A 24,108-nucleotide genomic window follows, 5' to 3' on the forward strand; every position below is an offset into this window, starting at 1 on the left:
TCCCTGCTCTTTTTATAGAGAGCTTTTTTGTTAGCGCAGAGGCCAATGTTGATGACAGGCGTGACGCACCGCGGCGGCGCTGCTCAGCTTGAGCAAGTCACGAGCGAGGCGTTGGCATTCGGCTTCGTGCAACTGGCGCACGCGGTCCTTGATTTCACCGATCTGCACCGGGCTGACCGACAGTTCGCTCACCCCCAGGCCGATCAACACGGGCGTGGCCAGCGGATCGGAGGCGAGGGCGCCGCAGACACCGACCCAACGTTTGTGCACCGCCGCGCCTTCGCAGGTCATGGCGATCAGCCGTAGCAGCGCGGGGTGCAAGGCATCGACGCGGGCGGCAAGACCTGCGTGATCGCGGTCCATGGCCAGGGTGTACTGCGATAGATCGTTAGTGCCGATCGAGAGGAAGTCGGCATGTTCGGCGAGTTGTTCGGCTTGCAGCGCGGCGGCGGGGACTTCGATCATCACGCCGATTTCCGGGCGTTGGGTGATGTTCAGCTCCAGGCACAACGCATCGACGCGTTGGCGGATGTGCAGCAACTCATCCACTTCGGTGACCATCGGCAACAGGATCCGGCAGCGGCGCAGCGGGCTGACTTGCAGCAGCGCGCGCAGTTGCTGGTCGAGGATTTCCGGGCGGGCCTGAGCCAGACGAATGCCACGCAGACCGAGCACCGGATTGGCTTCGACCGGCAGCGGCAGGTAGTCGAGTTGCTTGTCGCCGCCGACGTCAATGGTGCGGATGATCACCGAGTGCTCGCCCATCGCATCCAGCACGCCTTGATAGGCTGCACGCTGTTCTTCGACATCCGGCGCGGTCTGGCGATCGACGAATAAAAACTCAGTGCGCAGCAGGCCGACGCCGTCGGCGCCATTGGCAAAGGCATCTGCCGCTTCACCGCTGGAGGCGACATTGGCGACGACTTCGATGGTCACGCCGTTGCGGGTTTCTGCTGGCAAGTGAGCCTTGGCTTGTTGGGCGTCGCGGCGTTGTCGGCGGTCGATCTGCGCTTGCTGAACCTCAGCCAGACGTTCGGCATTTGGCGCCAGTTCGAGGCGTCCACCGTCGGCATCGAGCACCACTGATTGGCCTGGCGGTTGATCAAGCAATGCCGAGCCCAAAGCCACCAGACACGGCAGACCTTTGCCGCGCGCGAGAATCGCCACGTGGGAAGTCGCGCCACCCTCGGCCATGCATAACCCGGCAACACCTTGGGCGCTAAGTTGCAGCAGATCCGAAGGTGTCAGTTCGTGAGCTGCGACGATGGCACCGGCCGGCACGTCGTAATGCCAGGCTTCGCCTAGCAATGCCCGCAACACCCGTTGTTTGAGGTCGCGCAGATCGTTGGCGCGTTCGGCCAGCAGTGCGCTGCCGGTGTGTTGCAGTACTTCGCACTGCACGTCGATCGACTGACTCCAGGCGTGAGTGGCTGCAGTGCCTTGTTCGATGGACTGTTGTGCGGCATCAAGCAGCGCCGGGTCTTCGAGCAGAGCCAGATGTGCGGCGAAGATCGCTTCTTCGTCGACATTCTTGTGTTTTTTCGCTTGCGCGAGGGTGCCGTTGATTTCGCTGCGCACCTGATTCAGCGCCGCGTCGAGCACCTGCTGTTGCTGCAGCGGATCATGATTGCCCGCATCCGCCGGCAAACTGATCGCGTTCAGGCGAAACAACGGCCCGCCAACCAGTCCCGGCGCAGCACATACACCGTGCAACACGCCAGCCTCGGGCGGACGCTTAAGAGTGGCAACACTGACCGGCGCCGCCGCGTGATGATCATCCGGCAGCGCCGTGGCCAACGCGCTGAGCAACGCTTGCAACGCCGCTTCGGCATCCGGTCCCTGACAACTGACCTGCACTTCGTCCTGTTCGCCAACCGCCAGGCCCATCAAACCGATCAGGCTGTTGCACGGCGCCGATTTACCGGCGAAGTGCAGTTGTGAGTGGCTTTTGAAACCTTGCGCAGTCTGCCGAATCAGCGCGGCAGGGCGTGCATGCAAACCGCCGCGATGGGCCACCAGGACATGGCCATGAACCTCAGGCCCGTCTACGACTGCTGCGCTCGCCGCCGCACCGTTGCGCGCAACAATATGCAGCAGCGGTTCGCCGACTTTCACGGCTTTCAACGTGATCGGCCGCACCTGAAAATCCTGGCTGTTAGTCAGGATCAACAGGCTGACAAGGCTTTTGCATTGCTGGCCGACCTTGTCCAGGTCGTAGCGCAACAACGGCTGGCCCTTGGTCACGCGGCCACCTTCTTTGACCAGCATCGAGAAGCCTTCGCCGTTCAACTCAACGGTGTCGAGGCCCAGGTGCAAAAGGATTTCTGCGCCGTTTTCAGCGCGTACGGTGAGCGCGTGGCCGGTGCGGGCGACGTGAATGATCACCCCGGCGCACGGCGAATACAGTGTGTCGTTGATTGGGTCGATGGCAATACCGTCGCCCATCGCGCCGCTGGCGAACACCGCGTCCGGGACTTTGGCGAGCGTGAGCACCGGGCCGCTGAGCGGGGCGCTGAGGGTCAGCTCTTTATTGTTGTTGTGCATGGCTCGGTCTCATCGGTTAGATCTCGGTTCGATGTCCCCTGTAGGAGCTGCCGCAGGCTGCGATCTTTTGATCTTGTTTTTCTGTGAATCAAAATCAAAAGATCGCAGCCTTCGGCAGCTCCTACAGGTTTTCTTCAATTAATGCGTGCGGGTCACTTTGCTCAGATGGCGTGGCTGATCCGGGTCCATGCCACGGGCCACGGCCAGACCTGCGGCCATCACGTAGAAGCTCTGGATCGCCAGAATCGGATCAAGGGCCGGGTGCTCGGCGCGGGTCAGGGTCAGGTCGCGCTCGCTGACATCGTCCGGCGCAGCGAGCAATACGCGAGCACCGCGTTGGCGCATTTCCGCCGCGAGACTCAACAGGCCGGCCTGCTCGGCGCCGCGTGGTGCGAAGACCAGCAACGGATAATGTTCATCGATCAGTGCCATCGGGCCGTGACGGACTTCGGCGCTGCTGAACGCTTCGGCCTGAATCGCCGAGGTTTCCTTGAATTTCAGCGCCGCCTCTTGAGCAATGGCAAAACCGGCACCACGGCCGATGACCATCAAACGCTCGCAATCGCGCAGCGCTTCGATGGCCACGCTCCAGTCCTGTTTCGCTGCTTCGCGCAGGCCTTCGGGCAGGGCGTTGCCGGCTTCGAGCAGTTCGCTGTCCTCTTTCCAGTGCGCAATCAACCGGGCGCTGGCGCTGAGGGTGGCGATAAAACTCTTGGTCGCGGCGACGCTGCTTTCCGTCCCGGCGAGCAGTGGCACGCTGAACTCACACGCGGCTTCCAATGGCGAATCGGCGGCGTTGACCATCGTCACACTGAGCGCGCCTCGCTTGCGCAACAGGCGCAGGCTGTTGACCAGGTCCGGGCTCTGCCCCGATTGCGAAAACGCGAACGCGACCTGACCGCTGACCTTCAACGGCGCTTGCTGCATGGTCACCACCGACATCGGCAACGACGCCACGGGTACGCCCAGTTGCTGCATGGTCAGGTAGGCGAAGTAGCTCGCCGCGTGGTCGGAACTGCCGCGGGCAACGGTCATCGCCACTTGCGGTGGCTGACGGCGCAGGCGCCCGGCGATCTCGATCATTGCCGGGTCGAGTTGTTGCAGTTGGGCTTGCACGGCCTCGAACGAGGACAGCGCCTCCTCAAGCATTTTTGAAGTCAATGTCTTCTCCTTCGACCATGACGGCGGTCAGTGTGAGTGAGCGATCCAGCCGCACGCAGTCGGCCCAGGCCCCGGGTGCAAGGCGCCCGCGTTCAGTAATGCCGAGATAGTCGGCGGGGAATTGCGAAAGACGTTGCGAGGCCTCGCTGATCGGCAAGCCGATCTTCACCAGGTTGCGCAGGGCCTGATCCATGGTCAGCGTGCTGCCGGCCAACGTGCCGTCGGGCAGGCGCACGCCGCCCAGGCATTTGGTCACGGTGTGGCTGCCGAGCTTGTATTCACCGTCGGGCATGCCGGCGGCGGCGGTGGAGTCGGTGACGCAATACAGGCACGGGATCGAACGCAGGGCCACGCGGATCGCGCCGGGATGCACGTGCAGCAAATCCGGGATCAGCTCGGCAAATTTGGCGTGGGCCAGTGCGGCGCCGACGATGCCCGGCTCGCGGTGATGCAGCGGGCTCATGGCGTTATAGAGATGGGTGAAACTGGTCGCGCCGGCATCGAGGGCGGCAACGCCTTCCTCGTAACTGCCGAGGGTGTGGCCGATCTGCATGCGGATGCCACGGCTGCTCAGCTCACGGATCAAACCGTTGTGGCCGGCGATTTCCGGGGCAATGGTGATCACCCGGATCGGCGCCAGTGCCAGATATTCTTCGACTTCGGCCATCAATGCGGTGTGGGCGAAGTTCGGTTGCGCGCCGAGTTTTCCCGGATTGATGTACGGGCCTTCGAGGTGTACGCCGAGGACCCGCGCGGCACCTTTCGGACGCTGTTCGCAGAACTCTCCGACTTCCTTCAGCACGCTGGAGATCTCGGCGCTCGGCGCGGTCATGGTGGTGGCCAGCAGCGAGGTGGTGCCGAAACGCACGTGGGTTTTGGTGATGGTCTCGAAGGCACTGGCGCCTTCCATGATGTCTTTGCCACCGCCGCCGTGGACGTGCAGATCGATGAAGCCCGGCAGCAGATACGGCAGGTCATTGTCGGCCGGATCGCAGGGTACGCCTTCGATCGACACGACTTTGCCGTGTTCGTGGATCAGCCGGCCGCGAATCCAGCCGCTGGCGGTAAGGATGTTGTCTTCGGACATTTTGGTTCTCGCTTGTGACTGCGCTTATCGACGCAGCTCTTTATCTACGAAGCTCTGCAACAAAGTCGTAGTAGTCGTTGCGGCAATAGGTGTCGGTGACTTCGATCGGCGTGTTGTCTTCGAGGTAGCCGACCCGGGTCATCAGCAGCATCGCGGTGCCGGGGGCGATGCCGACCAGCGCGGCGAATTCGTCTGAGGCGTTGATCGCCTGGATGTGCTGCAGGGCGCGGACAATCGGTTTGCCGATGCCGTCGAGGTATTCGTAGAGCGAATCGCCGACCAGTTGCGGCTTGGGCATGATCGAGGCGGGCAGGGTGCTCATTTCGATGGCCATGACCGTGTCATCGGCTTTGCGCAGACGCTTCATGCGCGCGACCTTGTCGTTCGGCGACAGGCTCAGGCGGATCAGTTCTTCGTGGGTCGGCAGGGTTATTTCGCGCTCCAGCCATTGCGAGCTGGGCACGAAGCCCTTGAGGCGCAGCATCTCGCTGAAACCCGAAAGGCGTGACAGCGGTTGTTCGAGGCGTGGGGTGATGAAAGTGCCGGAACCTTGCAAGCGACGGATCAGGCCTTGATCGAGCAGGACTTCCAGTGCCTTGCGCGCAGTCACCCGGGAGATGCCCAGTTGCTCGCTGAGGTTGCGTTCCGAGGGCATTGCCTGCTCGGACTTCCACTGCCCGGCATGAATCGCGGCTTCCAGATTGCGCGCCAGCTGCAAGTACAGCGGCGTCGGCTGGGAGTCGTCCGGGCGTAGGGTATGGAGGTCGTTCATGTAGGGCATTTCCGTCGCGAGTATAGGATTGTTGTGGCTCGCTTGTGGGGCGGAAATTAATACCACTTGAATACCATGTCAACGCAGTGAAATGGCTGTAAGTCCAGTGAAATGGCGGGTTATGACGGGGTGGGTTTCAAGTGGTATTAGTGTTGGCCTGTAAAAAGCAAAAGATCGCAGCCTGCGGCAGCGCCTACAGTTGAGAGTGGTATCACCTCTGTAGGCGCTGCCGCAGGCTGCGATCTTTTGATTTATTTTTTTGCAGGTGACCAGTGGTCAGGGACTAAGGGCGGATCTCGACCATCGTGCCGTCCGGCACCAGGTTCCACACTTCGCGCATGTCGACGTTACGCATGGCGACGCAGCCGTCAGTCCAGTCCAGGGTATGGAACAGGTCTTCCGGGGTTTCTTCCGAATCCGGCGTGCCGTGGATCATGATCATCCCGCCGGGCTCGACGCCTTCACGGCGGGCGCGGGCCGAATCGCTGATATTCGGGTAGGAAATGTGCATCGACAGATTGAATTTGTCGCTGGTCTTGCGCCAGTCGATCCAATAGAAGCCTTCCGGCGTGCGCTTGTCGCCCTCTATCAGTTTCGGGCCTTTCTTCGCGCCTTTGCCCAAGGAAATGCGATAGGTCTTAAACGGCTTGCCGTCGGCGATCAACTGTAGTTGATGAGCCGCTTTGAGCACCAGGACTTTCTCGATGAGCGGGGTATTCGACGGCGTCACGGTGGTCACGAATGACGCTTGGGAGACGGTAACGAACGACAGGCAAAACAGGGCAAGCAACCAGCGCATTGAAACGATTCCCCAGGAAGTGACGCAAATAACCAACATTTTATATGTATGTGTACATGTAGGAGCTGCCGAAGGCTGCGATCTTTTTGTCGGCCATCACGCCAATGTCTTGATTAAATAATGACCGGCTGCGCCAACGGCGGAATCGATTCCGACCGAACCGGATACGCCTCGATACGTCGATCAGCGAAGAAGCATTCTAAGGTACGCCCCACCGTGCGGAAAGCCAGCTCGTCCCAGGGAATGTCGGCTTCGTCGAATAGTTGCACTTCAAGACTTTCGGGGCCGGCGGCAAAGTCCAGGTCGACCAGTTCGGCGCGGAAGAACACGTGCACCTGACTGATGTGTGGCACGTCGATCAGCGTATAGATGCTCAGGTTGCGCACCCGGGCGCAGGCTTCTTCGGCGGTTTCGCGGATGGCGGCTTGCTCGATGGTCTCGCCGTTCTCCATGAAGCCGGCGGGCAAGGTCCAGTAGCCGAGGCGTGGCTCAATGGCGCGGCGGCAGAGCAACACTTTGGTGCCCCAGGTCGGCACGCAGCCGGCGACAATATTGGGGTTCTGATAGTGAATGGTCTGACAGCTTTCACAGACAAATCGCAGCCGCGAATCGCCTTCGGGAATGCGCTGGGTGACCGGGTTACCGCAGTGGCTGCAAAATTTCATGCTGGGCTTCCTGAATGCTGCGCCTATCTTGGCGTGCAGCGGTGTCGGTCGGCAAGTTGTCGTTTCGCGACACGACGGGTTTCGGGGGCTTGGGCGCTCGCAACGATTGGTGCATGATGCAGAGTAAGGCACAGATCGAGAACACTCATGCTGGACGAGCTACTGCATAGGGTTAGCAACCACACACCGCGCACGCTGGAGACCGATACACGTTTCCCCGAGGCCGCCGTTCTGGTGCCGATCACCCGCAGTGACGAACCGGAACTGGTACTGACTCTGCGCGCCAGCGGGCTCTCGACCCACGGCGGCGAAGTCGCTTTCCCCGGTGGCCGTCGCGACCCGGAAGACCCGGACCTGATCTTCACCGCGCTGCGCGAAGCCGAAGAAGAGATCGGCCTGCCGCCGGGACTGGTCGAAATCATCGGCCCGCTCAGTCCGCTGATCTCCCTGCACGGCATTAAGGTCACGCCATATGTCGGCGTCATCCCCGACTTTGTCGAGTATCTGGCCAACGATGCCGAGATTGCCGCGGTGTTCACTGTACCGCTGGAGTTCTTCCGCAAAGACCCTCGTGAACACACGCACCGCATCGACTATCAGGGCCGCAGTTGGTACGTGCCGAGTTATCGATTTGGCGAGTTCAAGATCTGGGGGCTGACAGCAATCATGATCGTCGAGTTGATCAATCTGCTCTATGACGCCAAGATCAGCCTGCACCAACCGCCGAAAACCTTTCTCAATACTTGAAAGCATCAATACCTGAGCCAGCGGCAGAATGGCCATTCACCGTGAGCCCTGAGGAAAACAAGATGAAATACCGCCTGGGCGACGCCCGTGTCGAAACCCACCCGCAGAGCTGGGTCGCGCCCAATGCCGTGCTGGTGGGCAAGGTCAAACTGGAAGAGGGCGCCAACGTCTGGTTCAACGCCGTGCTGCGTGGCGACAACGAACTGATCCTGATCGGCAAGAACAGCAACGTCCAGGACGGCACGGTGATGCACACCGACATGGGTTTTCCGCTGACCATCGGTACCGGCGTGACCATCGGCCACAACGCCATGCTCCACGGCTGCACGGTCGGCGACTACAGCCTGATCGGCATCAACGCGGTGATTCTCAACGGCGCGAAGATCGGCAAGAACTGCATCATTGGCGCCAACTCGCTGATTGGCGAAGGCAAGGAAATTCCCGACGGTTCGCTGGTGATGGGCTCGCCTGGCAAAGTCGTGCGCGAGTTGACCGAGGCGCAGAAGAAGATGCTTGAAGCCAGTGCCGCCCACTATGTGCATAACGCCCAGCGTTATGCCCGCGATCTGGTTGAGCAGGAAGAATGAACACACCCGAAAGACCCGTTGCCTCGCCGTGCGTGAATATTTGTGCGCTGGATGAGGATGACATTTGTACGGGCTGCCAGCGTACGGTCGCGGAGATCACCCGCTGGGGCCGGATGACCAATGACGAGCGCCGCGTGGTGCTGGGTTTGTGTCATGAGCGGGCGAAGGCGAGTGGCTTGGTATGGATGATCCCCGGGAAATCAGGCGCCTGAAGCGCCGCTTTCGCGAGCAGGCTCGCTCCCACCTTTGAAATGCATTCCTCTGTGGGCGCGAGCCTGCTCGCGAAGGGGCCGGCAAAGACGCCCACTCTATTGGCGCAACACCAGCCCTGAAGTAATCTGTGCGCCAAATTGACAGGTCCCCCCCCATGATTTTCCTCATCGCCTACATCAGCAGCGTCGTGCTGATCAACTTCGCCTTTTCCACCGCGCCACACCTGGACATCATCTGGTCGGCCTGGGGCGGCTTGGTGTTCGTGTTGCGCGACATGGTGCAAACCCGCTTCGGCCACGGCGCGCTCGTGGCGATGCTGGCGGCGCTGGTGCTGTCTTATGTCACCTCCGATCCGTCGATCGCGTTGGCCAGTGCCACGGCGTTCGCGGTGTCCGAGATCATCGACTGGCTGGTGTTCAGCATCACCAAACGACCGTTGCGCGACCGCTTGTGGATCAGTTCGGCGCTGAGCATTCCCCTCGATACCTTCATCTTCTTCGGCATGATCGACCTGTTGACGCCGCCGGTGATCATCACCGCGCTGGCCTCGAAGTTTGCCGGCGTCACTGCCGTCTGGCTGATCATGGCCTGGCGTGAGCGCAAACAGGCCGTCGCCAGCTGAAGCCAAAGCCTCAGGTTCATGTAAAATGCCGCGCTTTCTCCCCATGGAAAGCGCGTCTGGCGTTGCTTTCCTCGATGATCCGCTTCTTTGAGGACCTGAGATGACCCGTATCGGAACTCCATTGTCGCCGACCGCGACCCGCGTATTGCTGTGTGGCTGTGGTGAGTTGGGCAAGGAAGTGGTGATCGAGCTGCAACGCCTGGGCGTTGAAGTGATTGCCGTCGACCGTTACGCCAACGCGCCGGCCATGCAGGTTGCCCATCGCAGCCACGTGATCAACATGCTCGATGGCGCCGCCCTGCGCGCGGTGATCGAAGCCGAGAAGCCGCACTTCATCGTGCCGGAAATCGAAGCCATCGCCACCGCTACCCTGGTCGAATTGGAAGCCGAAGGCTTCACTGTGATCCCGACCGCGCGCGCTGCGCAACTGACCATGAACCGCGAAGGCATCCGTCGTCTGGCCGCTGAAGAACTGGACCTGCCGACCTCGCCGTACCACTTTGCCGACACCTTCGAGGACTACAGCAAAGCTGTTCAGGACCTCGGCTTCCCATGCGTCGTTAAACCCGTCATGAGTTCGTCGGGCAAAGGCCAGAGCCTGCTGCGCAGCGCCGATGACGTGCAGAAAGCCTGGGATTACGCGCAAGAGGGCGGTCGTGCCGGTAAAGGCCGGGTGATCATCGAAGGCTTCATCGATTTCGACTACGAAATCACCCTGCTGACCGTGCGCCACATCGGCGGCACCACGTTCTGCGCGCCGGTCGGACACCGTCAGGAAAAGGGCGACTACCAGGAATCCTGGCAGCCGCAGGCGATGAGCCCGATTGCCCTGGCTGAATCCGAGCGTGTTGCCAAAGCAGTAACCGAAGCGCTGGGTGGCCGTGGTCTGTTCGGCGTTGAGCTGTTCATCAAGGGCGATCAGGTGTGGTTCAGCGAAGTCTCGCCGCGTCCGCATGACACCGGTCTGGTGACGCTGATTTCCCAGGATCTGTCGCAGTTCGCCTTGCACGCTCGGGCGATTCTGGGTCTGCCAGTGCCGCTGATTCGCCAGTTCGGGCCTTCGGCTTCGGCAGTGATTCTGGTGGAAGGGCAGTCGACTCAGACCGCATTCGCCAATCTCGGCGCTGCGTTGAGCGAGCCGGATACCGCTTTGCGTCTGTTCGGTAAGCCAGAAGTGAATGGCCAGCGCCGCATGGGCGTGGCGCTGGCGCGGGATGAGTCGATCGAGGCTGCTCGTGCCAAGGCGACCCGTTCGGCTCAGGCTGTTGTGGTCGAGCTCTAAACCGAGTCGCGTCCATCGCGAGCAGGCTCACTCCTACAATTGGAATGCGTTCCCCTGTAGGAGTGAGCCTGCTCACGATAGCGATCTATCAGGCAACCCGATTCAGATCGTTATCCCGCGTTTCCTTCAGGCACAGCACTGCAATCAAACTCAGCACCGCTGCCGCCGACACATACCCGCCGACATAACCCAAACCACCCATCGCCACCAGTTTCTGTGCAAAGAACGGCGCCGCCGAGGCTCCGACGATCCCGCCCAGGTTATACGCCGCCGAAGCGCCGGTATAACGCACGTGGGTCGGAAACAGCTCAGGCAACAGCGCGCCCATCGGTGCAAACGTCACGCCCATCAAGAACAGCTCAATGCATAGAAACAGCGCTACGCCCCAGGTCGAGCCTTGAGTCAGCAACGGCTCCATCAGAAATCCAGACAAAATTGCCAGCACGCCACCCATGATCAGCACCGGTTTGCGCCCGTAACGGTCACTGGCCCAGGCTGACAAAGGCGTCGCAGCGGCCATGAACAGCACGGCAAAGCACAGCAGCCCTAGAAACGTTTCGCGGCTATAGCCAAGTGTGGAAACCCCGTAACTCAGGGAAAACACCGTCGAGATATAGAACAGCGCATAACAGACCACCATCGCCGCCGCGCCCAACAGCGTCGGCGCCCAGTACTGACTGAACAGCTCGACCAGCGGCACTTTCACCCGTTCCTGACGGGCGATGGCGTTGGCGAATACCGGGGTTTCATGGAGTTTCAGGCGCACATACAGGCCGACCATCACCAGCGCCGCGCTGAGCAGAAACGGAATCCGCCAGCCCCAGCTGCGGAACTGCTCGTCGGTGAGCGTCATGGCCAGGGTCAGGAACAAACCGTTCGCTGCCAGAAAACCAATCGAAGGGCCGAGCTGCGGGAACATGCCGAACCACGCACGTTTGCCTTTCGGCGCGTTTTCCGTGGCGAGCAACGCCGCACCGCCCCATTCGCCGCCCAGTCCCAGGCCCTGACCGAAACGCAGCACACACAGCAGAATCGGCGCCCAGGCGCCGATACTGTCGTAGCCCGGCAGCACGCCGATCAGCGTCGTGCACACACCCATCAACAGCAAGGAGGCGACCAGCGTCGATTTGCGCCCGATGCGGTCGCCGAAGTGGCCGAACAACGCCGAACCCAGCGGCCGGGCCAGAAAGGCGATACCAAAAGTAAGAAACGCCGAAAGCATCTGCGCGGTGCCGGAGGTCTGCGGAAAGAACACCGGCCCGATCACCAGTGCAGCGGCCGTGGCGTAGACATAGAAATCGTAGAACTCGATCGCGGTGCCGATAAAACTCGCCGTGGCCACGCGGGTGGCGGAGTTGGTCGGCTGGGCAGGCGCGGTGGCGCTGTAAGCGGTACTGGTCGTCATGCGGTGATCCCTGACAGTCATGAGCTCCATTGGAGCGAATTATTATGGTCGAGCACCCAGGGATGTGGGATGAGGCGCGGTCGCTGTTTCAGGTAGGAACAGTCGCCGGAGTACAGCGAAAATGGCCGAAACCGGTCTAGTGCGGGGTAAGCACGCGGTTTGGCGGGAGCTTGGGTAAGCGGCTTGATTATAGGAAGCGGGCTAACGATCAAACAAGAGGGATAAAAAATCAGCTTAATCTGAAGTCTGGTGATTCTGTGGCGAGGGAGCTTGCTCCCGCTCGGGCGCGAAGCGGCCGCATAAGTGGGCAGGTCAATCAATAGCGAGGGCTGCTGCGCAACCCAGCGGGAGCAGGCTCCCTCGCCACAAAAGCTTTAAACCTTGGCCGGCACCAGGCTCGTATGCCAGATCAACACCTTGCTCACCCGGTTCTCCTCGGTCTCGAGAATTTCCAGGCGATAGCGGCCAATCTTCAAGCAAACCGCACTCTCGGGAATCGTCTCCAGCGCCTCAGTCACCAGACCATTCAGCGTTTTCGGCCCATCGCTCGGCAAATGCCAGCCCAGGCATTTGTTCAGCTCACGGATCGACGCCGTGCCATCGATCACCATCCGCCCATCCGCTTGCGGATGAATATGCGGATTATCCAGGCTGTGCTCGCTCTCAAACTCGCCGACGATTTCTTCGAGAATGTCTTCCAGCGTCACGATGCCGAGCACTTCGCCGTACTCATCCACGACCATGCCCAGGCGCCGCTGCTGCTTGTGGAAATTCAGCAGTTGCAGTTGCAGCGGTGTGCTTTCCGGGACGAAGTACGGCTCGTAACTGGCCGCCAGTAACGCTTCGCGGGTCAGATCACCGTTGTTCAGCAGGTGACGGATCTGCCGGGTGTTGAGCACCGCTTCAACCTGATTGATGTCGCTATGGAACACCGGCAGGCGTGTGCGCTTGTTATGCCGCAGTTGTTCGATGATTTCTTCGATCGAGTCGTCGAGGTTGATGCCGTCGACGTCACTGCGCGGCACCAGAATGTCGTTGACCGTGATGTTGTCCAGCGCATGAATACCCGAAACAGGGTGCGCCCGGACCGGATGCTCTTGATCGTCATACCGGTCGGCAGGCGAGTCATCTTCGCTTTGCTGCACGACCTGAACCTTGCGCGCAAACGGGCTCATCAGCAAACCGCTGATGCGGCTGAACAGCCAGGCCAGCGGATAAACAATCTTCAGCGGCACCGCCAGCAGGGTATTGCCGAACGCCAGCACCGCATCGGGGTAACGCTGAGCGACGGTGCGCGGGAAGTAATCGGCAAATACCAGCAGGATCGCGCCGGCACCGAGGCACGCGGCCCAAGGGCCGTTTTCTTCGCAGAGGAAAATCGCCAGCAACGTCGCGATGACGACCGCGAGCGCGCGGCACAGGGTGTTGCAAAGGATCAGGCTGTCGAGCGGGAAGCTCAGCTTCGCCAGCGGCTTATCGCTGGCGCGCGAGGCGGTGCGTTGCGCGAGCAAGTGCTGCTGCGCTATTTCGACGGCGGTAAACAGTCCTGACCACAAAATCAGCAGGACAAATACCGCGAGCATCGGCCCCAGGGGCAAACCGTCCATTTATGCCGCCCGTCAGATGTGCAGGATGTATTCACGAACCAGTTTGCTGCCGAAGTACGCCAACATCAGCAGGCAGAAACCGGCGAGGGTCCAGCGAATCGCCTTGTGACCGCGCCAGCCGAGGCGATTGCGGCCCCACAACAGCACGCTGAAGACGATCCAGGCCAGGCACGCCAGCAGAGTCTTGTGCACCAGATGCTGGGCGAACAGGTTCTCGACGAACAGCCAGCCGGAAATCAGCGACAGCGACAACAGCGTCCAGCCGGCCCAGAGGAAGCCGAACAACAGGCTTTCCATGGTTTGCAGCGGCGGGAAGTTTTTGATCAGCCCGGACGGGTGCTTGTGCTTGAGCTGGTGGTCTTGCACCAGCAGCAGCAAGGCCTGGAACACGGCGATGGTGAACATGCCGTAGGCGAGGATCGACAACAGAATGTGCGCGAGGATGCCCGGCTCTTCGTCGATGATCTGCACCGTGCCGGTCGGCGCGAACTGCGCCAGCAGCACCGTGATGGCGCCCAGCGGGAATAGCAGCACCAGCAGGTTTTCCACCGGGATTCGCGAGCAGGCAATCAGGGTCAGCGCGATCACTGCCGCCGCGATCAGGCTGGAGGCGCTGAAGAAATCCAGGCCCAGGCCGATCGGGGTCAGCAGATGCGTGAGCAGGCTGGCGGCGTGAGCTACCACTGCGAAAACGCCGAGGCCAACCAGCAGGCGCTTGTTTGCCTTGGCGCCGGTAGCCAAGCGGGTGCTCTGATAAAGGGTCGCAGCGGCATACAGAAGGGCGGCGGCGAGGGTGGTCAATAAACTGGGTGACAAGGGGAGCATAAATCCTGTTAGGCAGGCCCGAAAGGGGCTGAGTTTGGCATAGAACCGCCATGGCACGAAAGACTCAGGAAGCTGACAGCGAGGTGTCCGCCGGCCGCAGTCTTCGCTATAATCCGCGACCTGCCCACGCCGCAGGCTCGCCGAGCACATGTTGATTCCGGTCTGGGCCGCCATTATCCCGGTCTACACAGGGCCTGAAAGGATCGCGCAATGTTTGAAAACTTAACCGACCGTCTCTCGCAGACGCTGCGCCATGTCACCGGCAAGGCGAAGCTGACCGAGGACAATATCAAAGACACCCTGCGTGAAGTGCGCATGGCGTTGCTCGAAGCCGACGTCGCCCTGCCGGTGGTCAAGGACTTCGTCAATTCGGTCAAGGAGCGCGCTGTCGGCACCGAGGTGTCGCGCAGCCTGACGCCAGGCCAGGCGTTCGTGAAGATTGTCCAGGCCGAGCTCGAAAGCCTGATGGGCGCGGCCAACGAAGATTTGAACCTGAGCGCTGTGCCGCCAGCCGTCATTCTGATGGCCGGTTTGCAAGGTGCGGGTAAAACCACCACCGCTGGCAAACTGGCGCGCTTCCTTAAAGAGCGCAAGAAGAAGTCGGTCATGGTCGTGTCGGCGGACGTTTACCGTCCTGCGGCGATCAAGCAGCTGGAAACCCTGGCCAACGACATCGGCGTGACGTTCTTCCCGTCCGACCTGAGCCAGAAGCCGGTCGACATCGCCACCGCAGCTATTAAAGAAGCAAAACTGAAATTCATCGACGTGGTCATCGTCGACACCGCCGGTCGTCTGCACATCGACGAAGAGATGATGGGCGAGATCAAGGCATTGCACGCTGCGATCAACCCGGTCGAAACCCTGTTCGTGGTCGACGCCATGACCGGTCAGGATGCGGCCAACACGGCCAAGGCCTTCGGTGATGCCCTGCCACTGACCGGTGTGATCCTGACCAAGGTCGACGGCGACGCCCGTGGCGGTGCTGCACTGTCGGTACGCGCCATCACCGGCAAGCCGATCAAGTTCATCGGTATGGGCGAGAAGAGCGAAGCGCTCGACCCGTTCCACCCTGAGCGTATCGCTTCGCGCATCCTTGGCATGGGCGATGTGCTCAGTCTGATCGAACAGGCTGAAGCGACCCTCGACAAGGACAAGGCCGACAAACTGGCCAAGAAGCTGAAAAAGGGCAAGGGCTTCGATCTCGAAGACTTCCGTGATCAGCTGCAACAGATGAAGAACATGGGCGGCCTCGGCGGGCTCATGGACAAACTGCCGAGCATCGGCGGCGTCAACCTGTCGCAAATGGGGAATGCCCAGAACGCTGCAGAGAAGCAGTTCAAGCAAATGGAAGCCATCATCAACTCCATGACCCCGGCCGAGCGCCGCGACCCTGAGCTGATCAGCGGTTCGCGCAAACGTCGCATCGCCATGGGTTCCGGCACTCAGGTGCAGGACATCGGCCGCTTGATCAAGCAGCACAAGCAGATGCAGAAGATGATGAAGAAATTCACCGCCAAAGGCGGAATGGCGAAAATGATGCGCGGCATGGGCGGTATGTTGCCCGGCGGCGGCATGCCGAAAATGTAAAGTATCCGCGCCGGTCGTCGCACCGGCGCAGACCCTGCAAGGACGCAGGATCAACAGCAAACCCGCACTCGGCGGGAGCTGACTGGCCGTTTTCATCGACGGCTCTATATGCAAATCCGCACGGCATGCCATAGGCGCCGGAAAAAGTCATTTGCAAAAGTCCGGATATTCCTTAGAATATGCGGCCTTTCGGGCACCCATGCCCGCTGTGCATTTAGATTTGCAGCACCGACTACAGGAACGATGTTCACATGCTAACAATCCGTCTTGCCCTTGGCGGCTCCAAAAAGCGCCCGTTTTACCACCTGACCGTAACCGACTCGCGTAACCCGCGTGACGGCTCCCACAAAGAACAGGTTGGTTTCTTCAACCCTGTTGCCCGTGGTCAGGAAACCCGTCTGTCCGTGAACCAAGAGCGCGTAGCCTACTGGCTGAGCGTTGGTGCACAACCTTCTGAGCGCGTTGCTCAGTTGTTGAAGGAATCTGCCAAGGCTGCGGCCTGAGCAATATGAACGCGACGCCTGCTGTTGCTGATGATTTGATCGTTATTGGCAAAATTTATTCTGTTCATGGCGTTCGCGGCGAAGTGAAGGTTTATTCCTTTACTGATCCGACTGAAAACCTGTTGCAGTACAAAACCTGGACGCTCAAGCGCGAAGGCAATGTGAAACAGGTCGAGCTGGTCAGTGGACGCGGGAGCGACAAGTTCCTGGTCGCAAAGCTCAAGGGTCTCGATGATCGTGAAGAAGCTCGTCTTCTGGCCGGTTATGAGATCTGTGTGCCGCGCAATCTGTTCGCTGAATTGACCGAAGGCGAGTACTACTGGTACCAGCTGGAAGGTCTGAAGGTTATTGATCAACTCGGGCAATTGCTCGGGAAAATCGATCATCTTCTGGAAACCGGCGCCAATGATGTAATGGTCGTCAAGCCTTGCGCTGGCAGCCTGGATGATCGCGAACGCCTGTTGCCCTATACGGAGCAATGCGTGTTGGCCGTCGACCTGGCCGCGGGCGAGATGAAGGTGGATTGGGACGCGGACTTCTAAACGTGGCTAATTTGCGTGTAGAAGTGATCAGTTTGTTTCCCGAGATGTTTTCCGCCATCGGCGACTACGGCATCACCAGTCGTGCGGTCAAACAGGGGCTCTTGCAGCTGACCTGTTGGAATCCGCGAGATTACACGACGGATCGGCATCACACTGTAGACGATCGCCCGTTTGGCGGTGGTCCGGGCATGGTGATGAAGATCAAGCCCCTGGAAGATGCTCTGGTTCAGGCCAAGGCAGCAGCCGGGGAGGCGGCGAAGGTGATTTACCTGTCCCCCCAAGGCCGTCAACTGACTCAGTCGGCGGTACGCGAGCTGGCACAATCGGATGCATTGATCCTGATTGCCGGCCGCTATGAAGGCATTGACGAGCGCTTTATTGAGGCTCATGTCGATGAAGAGTGGTCGATTGGCGACTATGTACTGTCTGGCGGCGAGCTGCCGGCCATGGTCCTGATCGATGCGGTTACACGACTGCTGCCTGGAGCTTTAGGGCATGCGGATTCCGCTGAGGAAGATTCCTTTACGGATGGTCTGCTGGATTGCCCGCACTACACCCGACCTGAGGTGTATGCGGATCAGCGTGTTCCCGACGTGTTGCTGAGTGGCAATCACGCGCATATCCGGCGTTGGCGTTTACAGCAGTCCCTTGGTAGGACCTTTGAACGACGCGCCGATCTTCTGGAAAGCCGCTCGCTTTCTGGAGAAGAGAAGAAGCTGCTCGAGGAATACATCCGCGAGCGGGACGATAGTTAACAACGTATCGATGGTAGATCGAACGATTTACCTTAGGAGCACAGCATGACCAACAAAATCATCCTTGCACTCGAAGCAGAGCAGATGACCAAAGAAATCCCTACCTTCGCCCCAGGCGACACTATTGTCGTTCAGGTGAAAGTGAAGGAAGGCGATCGTTCCCGTCTGCAAGCGTTCGAAGGCGTTGTAATCGCCAAGCGTAACCGCGGCGTGAACAGTGCGTTCACCGTTCGTAAAATCTCCAACGGTGTTGGTGTAGAACGTACTTTCCAGACCTACTCCCCGCAGATCGACAGCATGGCTGTTAAACGTCGCGGTGACGTACGTAAAGCCAAGCTGTACTACCTGCGCGACCTGTCGGGTAAAGCAGCTCGCATCAAGGAAAAACTGGCTTAAGTCCAGCTTCCGATGCAGAAAAAAGCAGCCTACGGGCTGCTTTTTTGTTGCCCAGAATTCCTGTAGGAGCTGCCGAAGGCTCGAGCTTCGATCAGACGATCTCTTGATCTTGCTATACCCGGTACCCGCACACACGAGCAGTAATAACCATGACCACCCGCGACCAGGAAATCCAGCGCCGTACCGAACTCTCGGTAACCCGCGTGACCAAGGCTGTCTTCCCGCCAACCACCAACCACCACAACACCCTGTTCGGCGGCACCGCGCTGGCATGGATGGACGAAGTGTCGTTCATCACCGCCACACGCTTCTGCCGCTTGCCATTGGTGACCGTGTCTACCGATCGCATCGACTTCAATCACGCGATCCCGGCCGGCTCCATCGTTGAACTGGTCGGGAAGGTGATCAAGGTCGGCAACACCAGCCTCAAGGTCGAGGTTGAAGTGTTTGTCGAGAGCATGAGTTGTGATGGCCGCGAGAAGGCGATCCACGGGCAATTCAGTTTTGTGGCGATCGATGATGACAAGCGGCCGGTGCCGGTGCTGCCCGGGTTTGCAGCCTGATCTGATCCCGCATCGCGCCCTTCGCGAGCAGGCTCGCTCCCACAGGTTTTGTGCCGGACACAGATTTTGTGTTCACCCCGATCACTGTGGGAGCGAGCCTGCTCGCCAAGGCGTCAGCTCAGGCGGCTAAGGCCTCAGGCTGAATCAACGCCAACAACGTCCACCCCGCCCCAGGCTTCACCGTAGTCTCAGGCGTCACCACATGCACCCACCCGCTGTCATCACGCATGAACAGCAAGGTCGCACGCTGACCATGCAGCGCGCGGTAATCCTCCCAGCCAAAACCAGCCGTCAGCGTCGTGCTGTACAGCTCGGCACCCTGGCCCATCTGGCTGGCCAGTTTCGCGTAGGTAAACGCCTCGCTGCCCAACTGATTGCCACGATGCTCCAGGCTCGCGCGGTGCTTGTCGCTGCGCCGGCTTTCATGACCGCTGGCCAAACCAAACAGGCGCTGATGGCCGAAATCATGGCGAAAGCGCATCGCCGCCAAGGTATTGAGTTCGCCCGACGGCGACAGCGCGAGCAAATGCCCCAACCCGACCAGATCCAGATGTGCGTCAGCATGCTGCGAGGCCGGATTACCGAAATAGGTCGGCAAACCTTCCATGCGTGCGGCGCGAATGTTTTCCCAACTCGAATCAGTCAGCAGCACCCGGCTACCCAGTTGCTGCAGCGATTTGCCCAGTTCCCGCGCCGGGCCGTTGGCGCCGACGATCAGGAATCCACTCGGCGCCGGCTCCGCGACTTTAAGCAGTCGTGCCAGCGGTCGTGCAGTGGCACTTTGCAGGACAACGGTGCCGATAATCACCGCAAACGTCAGCGGCACCAGCAGTAATGCCCCTTCATGCCCGGCCTCGTGCAGGCGAATCGCGAAAATCGCCGACACCGCCGCCGCGACAATCCCGCGCGGTGCAATCCAGCACAGCAACGCGCGCTCACGCCAACTCAGGCTGGAACCGGCCGTGCTGAGCAGCACGTTCAGCGGTCGAGCGATGAGTTGAATCACCAACAGCAGAATCAACACCAGCGGCCCCAGTCCGATCAACGCGTACAAATCCAGGCGCGCCGCCAACAGAATGAACAGTCCGGAAATCAGCAGCACGCTAAGATTTTCCTTGAAGTGCAGGATGTGCCGCACATCCACGCCTTTCATGTTCGCCAGCCACATGCCCATCAGCGTCACTGCCAGCAGGCCGGATTCATGCATCACTGCGTTGGCGGCAATGAAAATTCCCAGTACCGCCGCCAGCGAGGCGAGGTTATGCAGGTACTCCGGCAGCCATTGCCGGCGGATCACCGTGCCGAGCAGCCAGCCACCGACAATGCCGAACACCGCGCCGCAGAGAATCACGCCGCCAAAGGTGAACAAACTCTGCTTGAGACCATGCCCTTCGCCGCTGGCAATGATGAAGCTGTAGACCACCACAGCGAGCAGGGCGCCGATCGGGTCGATGACGATGCCTTCCCAGCGCAAAATGTTGGCGATCGAGGCTTTCGGTCGCACCACGCGCAGCATCGGTACGATCACGGTGGGGCCGGTGACCAGCGTCAGGCTGCCGAACAGGATGGCCAGCATCCAGTCGAAGCCGAGCAGGAAGTGCGTGGCGACCGCAATGACGATCCAGGTCGAGATCGCGCCAATGGTCACCAGACGATGGACGACGCTGCCGATCTCCTTCCACTCCGACAGGTGCAGGGTCAGGCTGCCCTCGAACAGAATCAGCGCTACCGCCAACGACACCAGCGGCATCAACAGCGGCCCGAACATCTCCTGTGGATCGAGCCAGCCCAGCACCGGGCCGACCAGAATCCCGGTCAGCAGCAGAAACAGAATCGCCGGCAGCTTCAGGCGCCAGGCCAGCCATTGGCAACCCAGCGCCGCGGCGCCAATCCCGCCAAATGCCAAGAGAATTTGCTGCTCGTTCATTGAAGCTCCCTGTTCCTTGAATTAGCGGGCTATGAAAGACTAGCGCCCATTCCTACAGTTCACTCTACATTTGCGCACAGTCCTTGAGGCTGTGTGACTTGAGCGCCCATGCCTGCCATCGACCATCCGCTGATTGATCAATTCCTCGACGCTTTATGGCTGGAAAAGGGCCTGTCCGATAACACCCGCGGCGCCTATCGCAGCGATCTGGCGCTGTTCAATGGCTGGTTGCAGGAGAAAAACCTCGAGCTGATCAATGCCGGTCGTGAACTGATCCTCGATCATTTGGCCTGGCGTCTGGAGCAGAACTATAAACCGCGCTCCACCGCCAGATTCCTCTCTGGAGTGCGTGGCTTTTATCGCTATCTGCTGCGGGAAAAACTGATCAGCGTCGACCCGACATTGCGCGTCGACATGCCGCAACTGGGTAGACCGTTGCCTAAATCCCTGTCGGAAGCCGACGTCGAGGCGCTGCTCAAGGCACCGGATCTGAGCGAAGCCATCGGCCAGCGTGACCGCGCCATGCTTGAGGTGCTGTACGCCTGCGGACTGCGGGTGACCGAGCTGGTGAGCCTGACGCTGGAACAGGTCAACCTGCGCCAGGGTGTGTTGCGGGTGATGGGCAAGGGCAGCAAGGAGCGGCTGGTGCCGATGGGCGAAGAGGCGATCGTCTGGGTCGAGCGTTATATGCGTGACGGTCGTAGCGAATTGCTCGGTGGCCGGCCTAGCGATGTGCTGTTCCCCAGTCAGCGCGGCGAGCAGATGACCCGCCAGACGTTTTGGCACCGGATCAAGCATCAGGCCAAGGTTGCCGGAATCGGCAAGTCGCTGTCGCCGCACACCTTGCGTCATGCGTTTGCTACGCACTTGCTTAACCATGGCGCGGATTTGCGCGTGGTGCAGATGTTGCTCGGGCACAGTGATTTGTCGACCACGCAGATCTACACCCATGTGGCGCGGGCGCGACTGCAGGACTTGCACGCCAAACATCACCCAAGAGGCTGATACAAACCCCGCTTTTTGTGGCGAGGGAGCTTGCTCCCGCTGGGGCGCGAAGCGGCCCCCGAAATCTGTCAGTCACATCGGTTGTGCGATATTTACGACTGCTGCGCAGCCGAGCGGTAGCAAGCTCCCTCGCCACAAGGTAATTCGAGTCACCCTGCGGTGAAAGTGTGGCGACAGGCGCATTCGGCCACCGTGGCCTTATGTGTTAGGCTTTGCCGGTTTGCACGATGGACGGTTATGACCCGGTGTTCCGGCACGGGCGTTCTGATCGTTCCATTTGTCCGCCTTCAGGAGTTCTCATGCGTCTGATCCAGATTTTCGCCGCCGCAGCCATTGCGTTGGCCAGCACCTTTGCCGTCGCCGATGACGCGGCCGACAAAGCCATTCGTCAAAGCCTGGAAAAACTCGAACTCGAGGTTCCGGTAGAAAGCATCAGCGCCAGCCCGTTGCCGGGTATGTACGAAGTCAAGCTCAAGGGCAGCCGCGTGCTTTACGCCAGCGCCGACGGCCAGTACATCGTTCAGGGTTACCTGTTCCAGCTCAAGGACGGCAAACCGGTCAACCTGACCGAGAAGACCGAACGCCTGGGCATCTCCAAACTGATCAATGCCATTCCGGTTGCCGAAACCGTGGTCTACCCGGCCGTGGGCGAGACCAAATCGCACATCACCGTGTTCACCGACACCACTTGCCCGTATTGCCACAAGCTGCACGCCGAAGTGCCTGAGCTGAACAAGCGCGGCATCGAAGTGCGCTACGTCGCGTTCCCGCGCCAGGGGCTGAACTCGCCGGGTGACGAGCAACTGCAAGCCGTGTGGTGCTCGAAAGACAAGAAAGCCGCCATGGACAAAATGGTCGACGGCAAGGAAATCAAGGCCGCCAAGTGCGATAACCCGGTTTCCAAACAGTTTGCCCTCGGTCAGTCGATTGGCGTGAACGGTACACCGGCCATCGTTTTGGCCGACGGACAAGTGATTCCGGGCTACCAGCCTGCGCCACAAGTCGCCAAACTGGCGCTGGGCGCGAAGTAATTCGCATCGTCACGGTCAGCCGTGACGATCATGGTCCGGCAGCCACATCGCCGGGCCATCAATAGAGAGCCGCGAGCACGCGGTTGTTTTCCGGCCGACCCCGCGTCGGCCGTTTTATGGGGAGTTCACAGTGAATCCGGTCAAAGTAGGCATCTGTGGGTTAGGGACCGTCGGTGGCGGTACCTTCAACGTACTTCAGCGCAACGCCGAGGAAATTGCTCGTCGTGCCGGGCGTGGAATCGAAGTGGCACAAATTGCCATGCGCACGCCAAAGCCTCAGTTCCAGACGACCGGTATTGCGATTACCAACGATGTCTTCGAAGTGGCCACGAACCCTGAGATCGACATCGTCATAGAGCTGATGGGCGGCTACACCGTTGCCCGCGAGCTGGTACTCAAGGCCATCGAGAATGGCAAGCATGTGGTCACCGCGAACAAGGCACTTATCGCCGTTCACGGTAATGAGATTTTCGCCAAGGCGCGCGAGAAAGGCGTGATCGTGGCGTTCGAAGCGGCCGTGGCCGGTGGCATTCCGGTGATCAAGGCGATCCGTGAAGGCCTGTCCGCCAACCGCATCAACTGGGTCGCCGGCATCATCAACGGCACCGGCAACTTCATCCTCACCGAAATGCGCGAGAAGGGCCGTACCTTCGAAGACGTGCTGGCCGAAGCCCAGGCACTGGGTTACGCCGAAGCCGATCCGACCTTCGACGTTGAAGGCATCGACGCCGCGCACAAGCTGACGATTCTGGCCTCCATCGCGTTCGGCATTCCGCTGCAATTCGACAAGGCTTACACCGAAGGCATCACCAAGCTGACCACCGCTGACGTGAACTACGCCGAAGCGCTGGGCTACCGCATCAAGCACCTCGGTGTAGCCCGCAGCACCGCTGCCGGCATCGAGTTGCGCGTACACCCGACGCTGATCCCGGCCGATCGTCTGATCGCCAACGTCAACGGCGTGATGAACGCGGTGATGGTCAACGGTGACGCCGCCGGTTCGACGCTGTTCTACGGCGCTGGCGCAGGCATGGAGCCGACCGCTTCGTCGGTGATCGCCGACCTGGTCGACGTGGTTCGCGCCATGACTTCCGACCCGGAAAACCGCGTGCCGCACCTGGCCTTCCAGCCGGATTCGCTGTCGGCCCATCCGATCCTGCCGATCGAAGCCTGCGAAAGCGCGTACTACCTGCGCATTCAGGCCAAGGACCATCCGGGCGTACTCGCTCAGGTGGCGAGCATCCTCTCGGAGCGCGGCATCAACATCGAGTCGATCATGCAGAAGGAAGTCGAGGAACACGACGGTCTGGTGCCGATGATCCTGCTGACCCACCGCGTGGTCGAGCAGCGTATCAACGATGCGATCGCCGCCCTTGAAGCGCTGGCCGGCGTGAATGGTCCGGTTGTACGGATCCGCGTCGAACACTTGAATTAACAGCAGCGGCAAGTTTCCAGCTTCAAGCTGCAAGTAAAAGCAGAGCCG

The 24,108-nt window shown here is 60.3% G+C and carries 24 protein-coding genes; 14 read left to right on the forward strand and 10 right to left on the reverse strand.

Features of this window, described 5'->3' with window-relative positions; all coding sequences use genetic code 11:
* Positions 1-30: 30 nt before the first annotated feature.
* From ptsP to BK670_RS18810, 6 genes are all read right to left on the reverse strand, one after another.
* Positions 31-2,544 (reverse strand): phosphoenolpyruvate--protein phosphotransferase, encoded by a 2,514-nt coding sequence (gene ptsP, locus BK670_RS18785; protein ID WP_123451911.1) that lies wholly within the window; start codon positions 2,542-2,544, stop codon positions 31-33.
* Between the two features lie 138 nt (positions 2,545-2,682).
* Positions 2,683-3,705: an SIS domain-containing protein gene (locus BK670_RS18790; RefSeq protein WP_123451913.1), complete on the reverse strand. Its 1,023-nt coding sequence runs from the start codon at positions 3,703-3,705 to the stop codon at positions 2,683-2,685.
* Positions 3,686-4,792 carry an N-acetylglucosamine-6-phosphate deacetylase gene (gene nagA, locus BK670_RS18795; RefSeq protein WP_123451915.1) on the reverse strand — a complete coding sequence of 369 codons (1,107 nt, stop codon included), beginning with the start codon at positions 4,790-4,792 and terminating at the stop codon, positions 3,686-3,688. Before nagA ends, BK670_RS18790 begins: the two co-directional genes overlap by 20 nt.
* A 40-nt stretch (positions 4,793-4,832) precedes the next feature.
* Positions 4,833-5,564 (reverse strand): GntR family transcriptional regulator, encoded by a 732-nt coding sequence (locus BK670_RS18800; protein ID WP_093436861.1) that lies wholly within the window; start codon positions 5,562-5,564, stop codon positions 4,833-4,835.
* 283 nt (positions 5,565-5,847) lie between these two features.
* On the reverse strand, positions 5,848-6,363 hold the full coding sequence (locus tag BK670_RS18805) for a L,D-transpeptidase family protein (RefSeq protein ID WP_123451918.1): 516 nt from the start codon (positions 6,361-6,363) through the stop codon (positions 5,848-5,850).
* A gap of 113 nt (positions 6,364-6,476) precedes the next feature.
* On the reverse strand, positions 6,477-7,028 hold the full coding sequence (locus BK670_RS18810; protein ID WP_123451919.1) for an NUDIX hydrolase: 552 nt from the start codon (positions 7,026-7,028) through the stop codon (positions 6,477-6,479).
* Between the two features lie 147 nt (positions 7,029-7,175).
* On the opposite strand from BK670_RS18810, the gene BK670_RS18815 reads away from it, so the two are divergent.
* The 5 genes from BK670_RS18815 to purT all read left to right on the forward strand — a co-directional run bounded on the left by BK670_RS18815 (position 7,176) and on the right by purT (position 10,479).
* Complete coding sequence (locus tag BK670_RS18815) at positions 7,176-7,775, forward strand: CoA pyrophosphatase (RefSeq protein ID WP_123451921.1); 600 nt, start codon at positions 7,176-7,178, stop codon at positions 7,773-7,775.
* Positions 7,776-7,837: 62 nt separating this feature from the next.
* Complete coding sequence (locus BK670_RS18820) at positions 7,838-8,362, forward strand: gamma carbonic anhydrase family protein (protein ID WP_123451923.1); 525 nt, start codon at positions 7,838-7,840, stop codon at positions 8,360-8,362.
* Complete coding sequence (locus tag BK670_RS18825; RefSeq protein ID WP_123451925.1) at positions 8,359-8,574, forward strand: DUF1289 domain-containing protein; 216 nt, start codon at positions 8,359-8,361, stop codon at positions 8,572-8,574. The genes BK670_RS18820 and BK670_RS18825 overlap by 4 nt, the downstream gene beginning before the upstream one ends.
* A 155-nt stretch (positions 8,575-8,729) precedes the next feature.
* Positions 8,730-9,197, forward strand: coding sequence for a VUT family protein (locus tag BK670_RS18830; RefSeq protein WP_123451927.1), 468 nt, complete (start codon positions 8,730-8,732; stop codon positions 9,195-9,197).
* Between the two features lie 100 nt (positions 9,198-9,297).
* Positions 9,298-10,479 carry a formate-dependent phosphoribosylglycinamide formyltransferase gene (purT, locus tag BK670_RS18835; RefSeq protein ID WP_123451929.1) on the forward strand — a complete coding sequence of 394 codons (1,182 nt, stop codon included), beginning with the start codon at positions 9,298-9,300 and terminating at the stop codon, positions 10,477-10,479.
* Between the two features lie 88 nt (positions 10,480-10,567).
* Here purT and BK670_RS18840 read toward each other — a convergent pair whose 3' ends face one another.
* The 3 genes from BK670_RS18840 to BK670_RS18850 form a co-directional block, all read right to left on the reverse strand.
* On the reverse strand, positions 10,568-11,884 hold the full coding sequence (locus tag BK670_RS18840) for an MFS transporter (RefSeq protein WP_123451931.1): 1,317 nt from the start codon (positions 11,882-11,884) through the stop codon (positions 10,568-10,570).
* A 374-nt stretch (positions 11,885-12,258) separates the two neighbouring features.
* Entirely contained in the window at positions 12,259-13,491 is a 1,233-nt protein-coding gene (locus BK670_RS18845; RefSeq protein ID WP_123451933.1) for a transporter associated domain-containing protein, read from the reverse strand.
* 12 nt (positions 13,492-13,503) lie between these two features.
* Positions 13,504-14,316, reverse strand: coding sequence for a cytochrome C assembly family protein (locus BK670_RS18850; RefSeq protein ID WP_008081632.1), 813 nt, complete (start codon positions 14,314-14,316; stop codon positions 13,504-13,506).
* Between the two features lie 210 nt (positions 14,317-14,526).
* Between BK670_RS18850 and ffh the strand changes: the two genes are divergently transcribed.
* From ffh to BK670_RS18880, 6 genes are all read left to right on the forward strand, one after another.
* Positions 14,527-15,903, forward strand: coding sequence for a signal recognition particle protein (ffh, locus tag BK670_RS18855; protein ID WP_008081630.1), 1,377 nt, complete (start codon positions 14,527-14,529; stop codon positions 15,901-15,903).
* 251 nt (positions 15,904-16,154) lie between these two features.
* A complete protein-coding gene (rpsP, locus tag BK670_RS18860; RefSeq protein ID WP_016986371.1) occupies positions 16,155-16,406 on the forward strand; it encodes a 30S ribosomal protein S16 in 252 nt (83 codons plus the stop codon).
* A 5-nt stretch (positions 16,407-16,411) separates the two neighbouring features.
* Positions 16,412-16,948 carry a ribosome maturation factor RimM gene (gene rimM / locus BK670_RS18865; protein ID WP_095191188.1) on the forward strand — a complete coding sequence of 179 codons (537 nt, stop codon included), beginning with the start codon at positions 16,412-16,414 and terminating at the stop codon, positions 16,946-16,948.
* A 2-nt stretch (positions 16,949-16,950) separates the two neighbouring features.
* Positions 16,951-17,703: a tRNA (guanosine(37)-N1)-methyltransferase TrmD gene (gene trmD, locus BK670_RS18870; RefSeq protein ID WP_008081628.1), complete on the forward strand. Its 753-nt coding sequence runs from the start codon at positions 16,951-16,953 to the stop codon at positions 17,701-17,703.
* Positions 17,704-17,748: 45 nt separating this feature from the next.
* On the forward strand, positions 17,749-18,099 hold the full coding sequence (rplS, locus tag BK670_RS18875) for a 50S ribosomal protein L19 (protein ID WP_003175895.1): 351 nt from the start codon (positions 17,749-17,751) through the stop codon (positions 18,097-18,099).
* A gap of 149 nt (positions 18,100-18,248) precedes the next feature.
* Entirely contained in the window at positions 18,249-18,662 is a 414-nt protein-coding gene (locus tag BK670_RS18880; protein ID WP_007908981.1) for an acyl-CoA thioesterase, read from the forward strand.
* A gap of 118 nt (positions 18,663-18,780) precedes the next feature.
* Here the strand turns inward: BK670_RS18880 and BK670_RS18885 are convergent, their stop codons facing one another.
* A complete protein-coding gene (locus tag BK670_RS18885; RefSeq protein ID WP_123451935.1) occupies positions 18,781-20,589 on the reverse strand; it encodes a cation:proton antiporter in 1,809 nt (602 codons plus the stop codon).
* Positions 20,590-20,697: 108 nt separating this feature from the next.
* On the opposite strand from BK670_RS18885, the gene xerD reads away from it, so the two are divergent.
* From xerD to BK670_RS18900, 3 genes are all read left to right on the forward strand, one after another.
* Positions 20,698-21,594 (forward strand): site-specific tyrosine recombinase XerD, encoded by an 897-nt coding sequence (xerD, locus tag BK670_RS18890; protein WP_123451937.1) that lies wholly within the window; start codon positions 20,698-20,700, stop codon positions 21,592-21,594.
* A 299-nt stretch (positions 21,595-21,893) separates the two neighbouring features.
* A complete protein-coding gene (gene dsbC, locus BK670_RS18895; protein WP_123451939.1) occupies positions 21,894-22,625 on the forward strand; it encodes a bifunctional protein-disulfide isomerase/oxidoreductase DsbC in 732 nt (243 codons plus the stop codon).
* 130 nt (positions 22,626-22,755) lie between these two features.
* The gene (locus BK670_RS18900) at positions 22,756-24,060 is read left to right on the forward strand and encodes a homoserine dehydrogenase (protein ID WP_007908972.1); all 1,305 of its coding nucleotides are present in this window, start codon (positions 22,756-22,758) and stop codon (positions 24,058-24,060) included.
* Positions 24,061-24,108 lie beyond the last annotated feature (48 nt).

The sequence above is a fragment of the Pseudomonas fluorescens genome (assembly GCF_003732425.1).
Lineage (GTDB): Bacteria > Pseudomonadota > Gammaproteobacteria > Pseudomonadales > Pseudomonadaceae > Aquipseudomonas > Aquipseudomonas fluorescens_BE.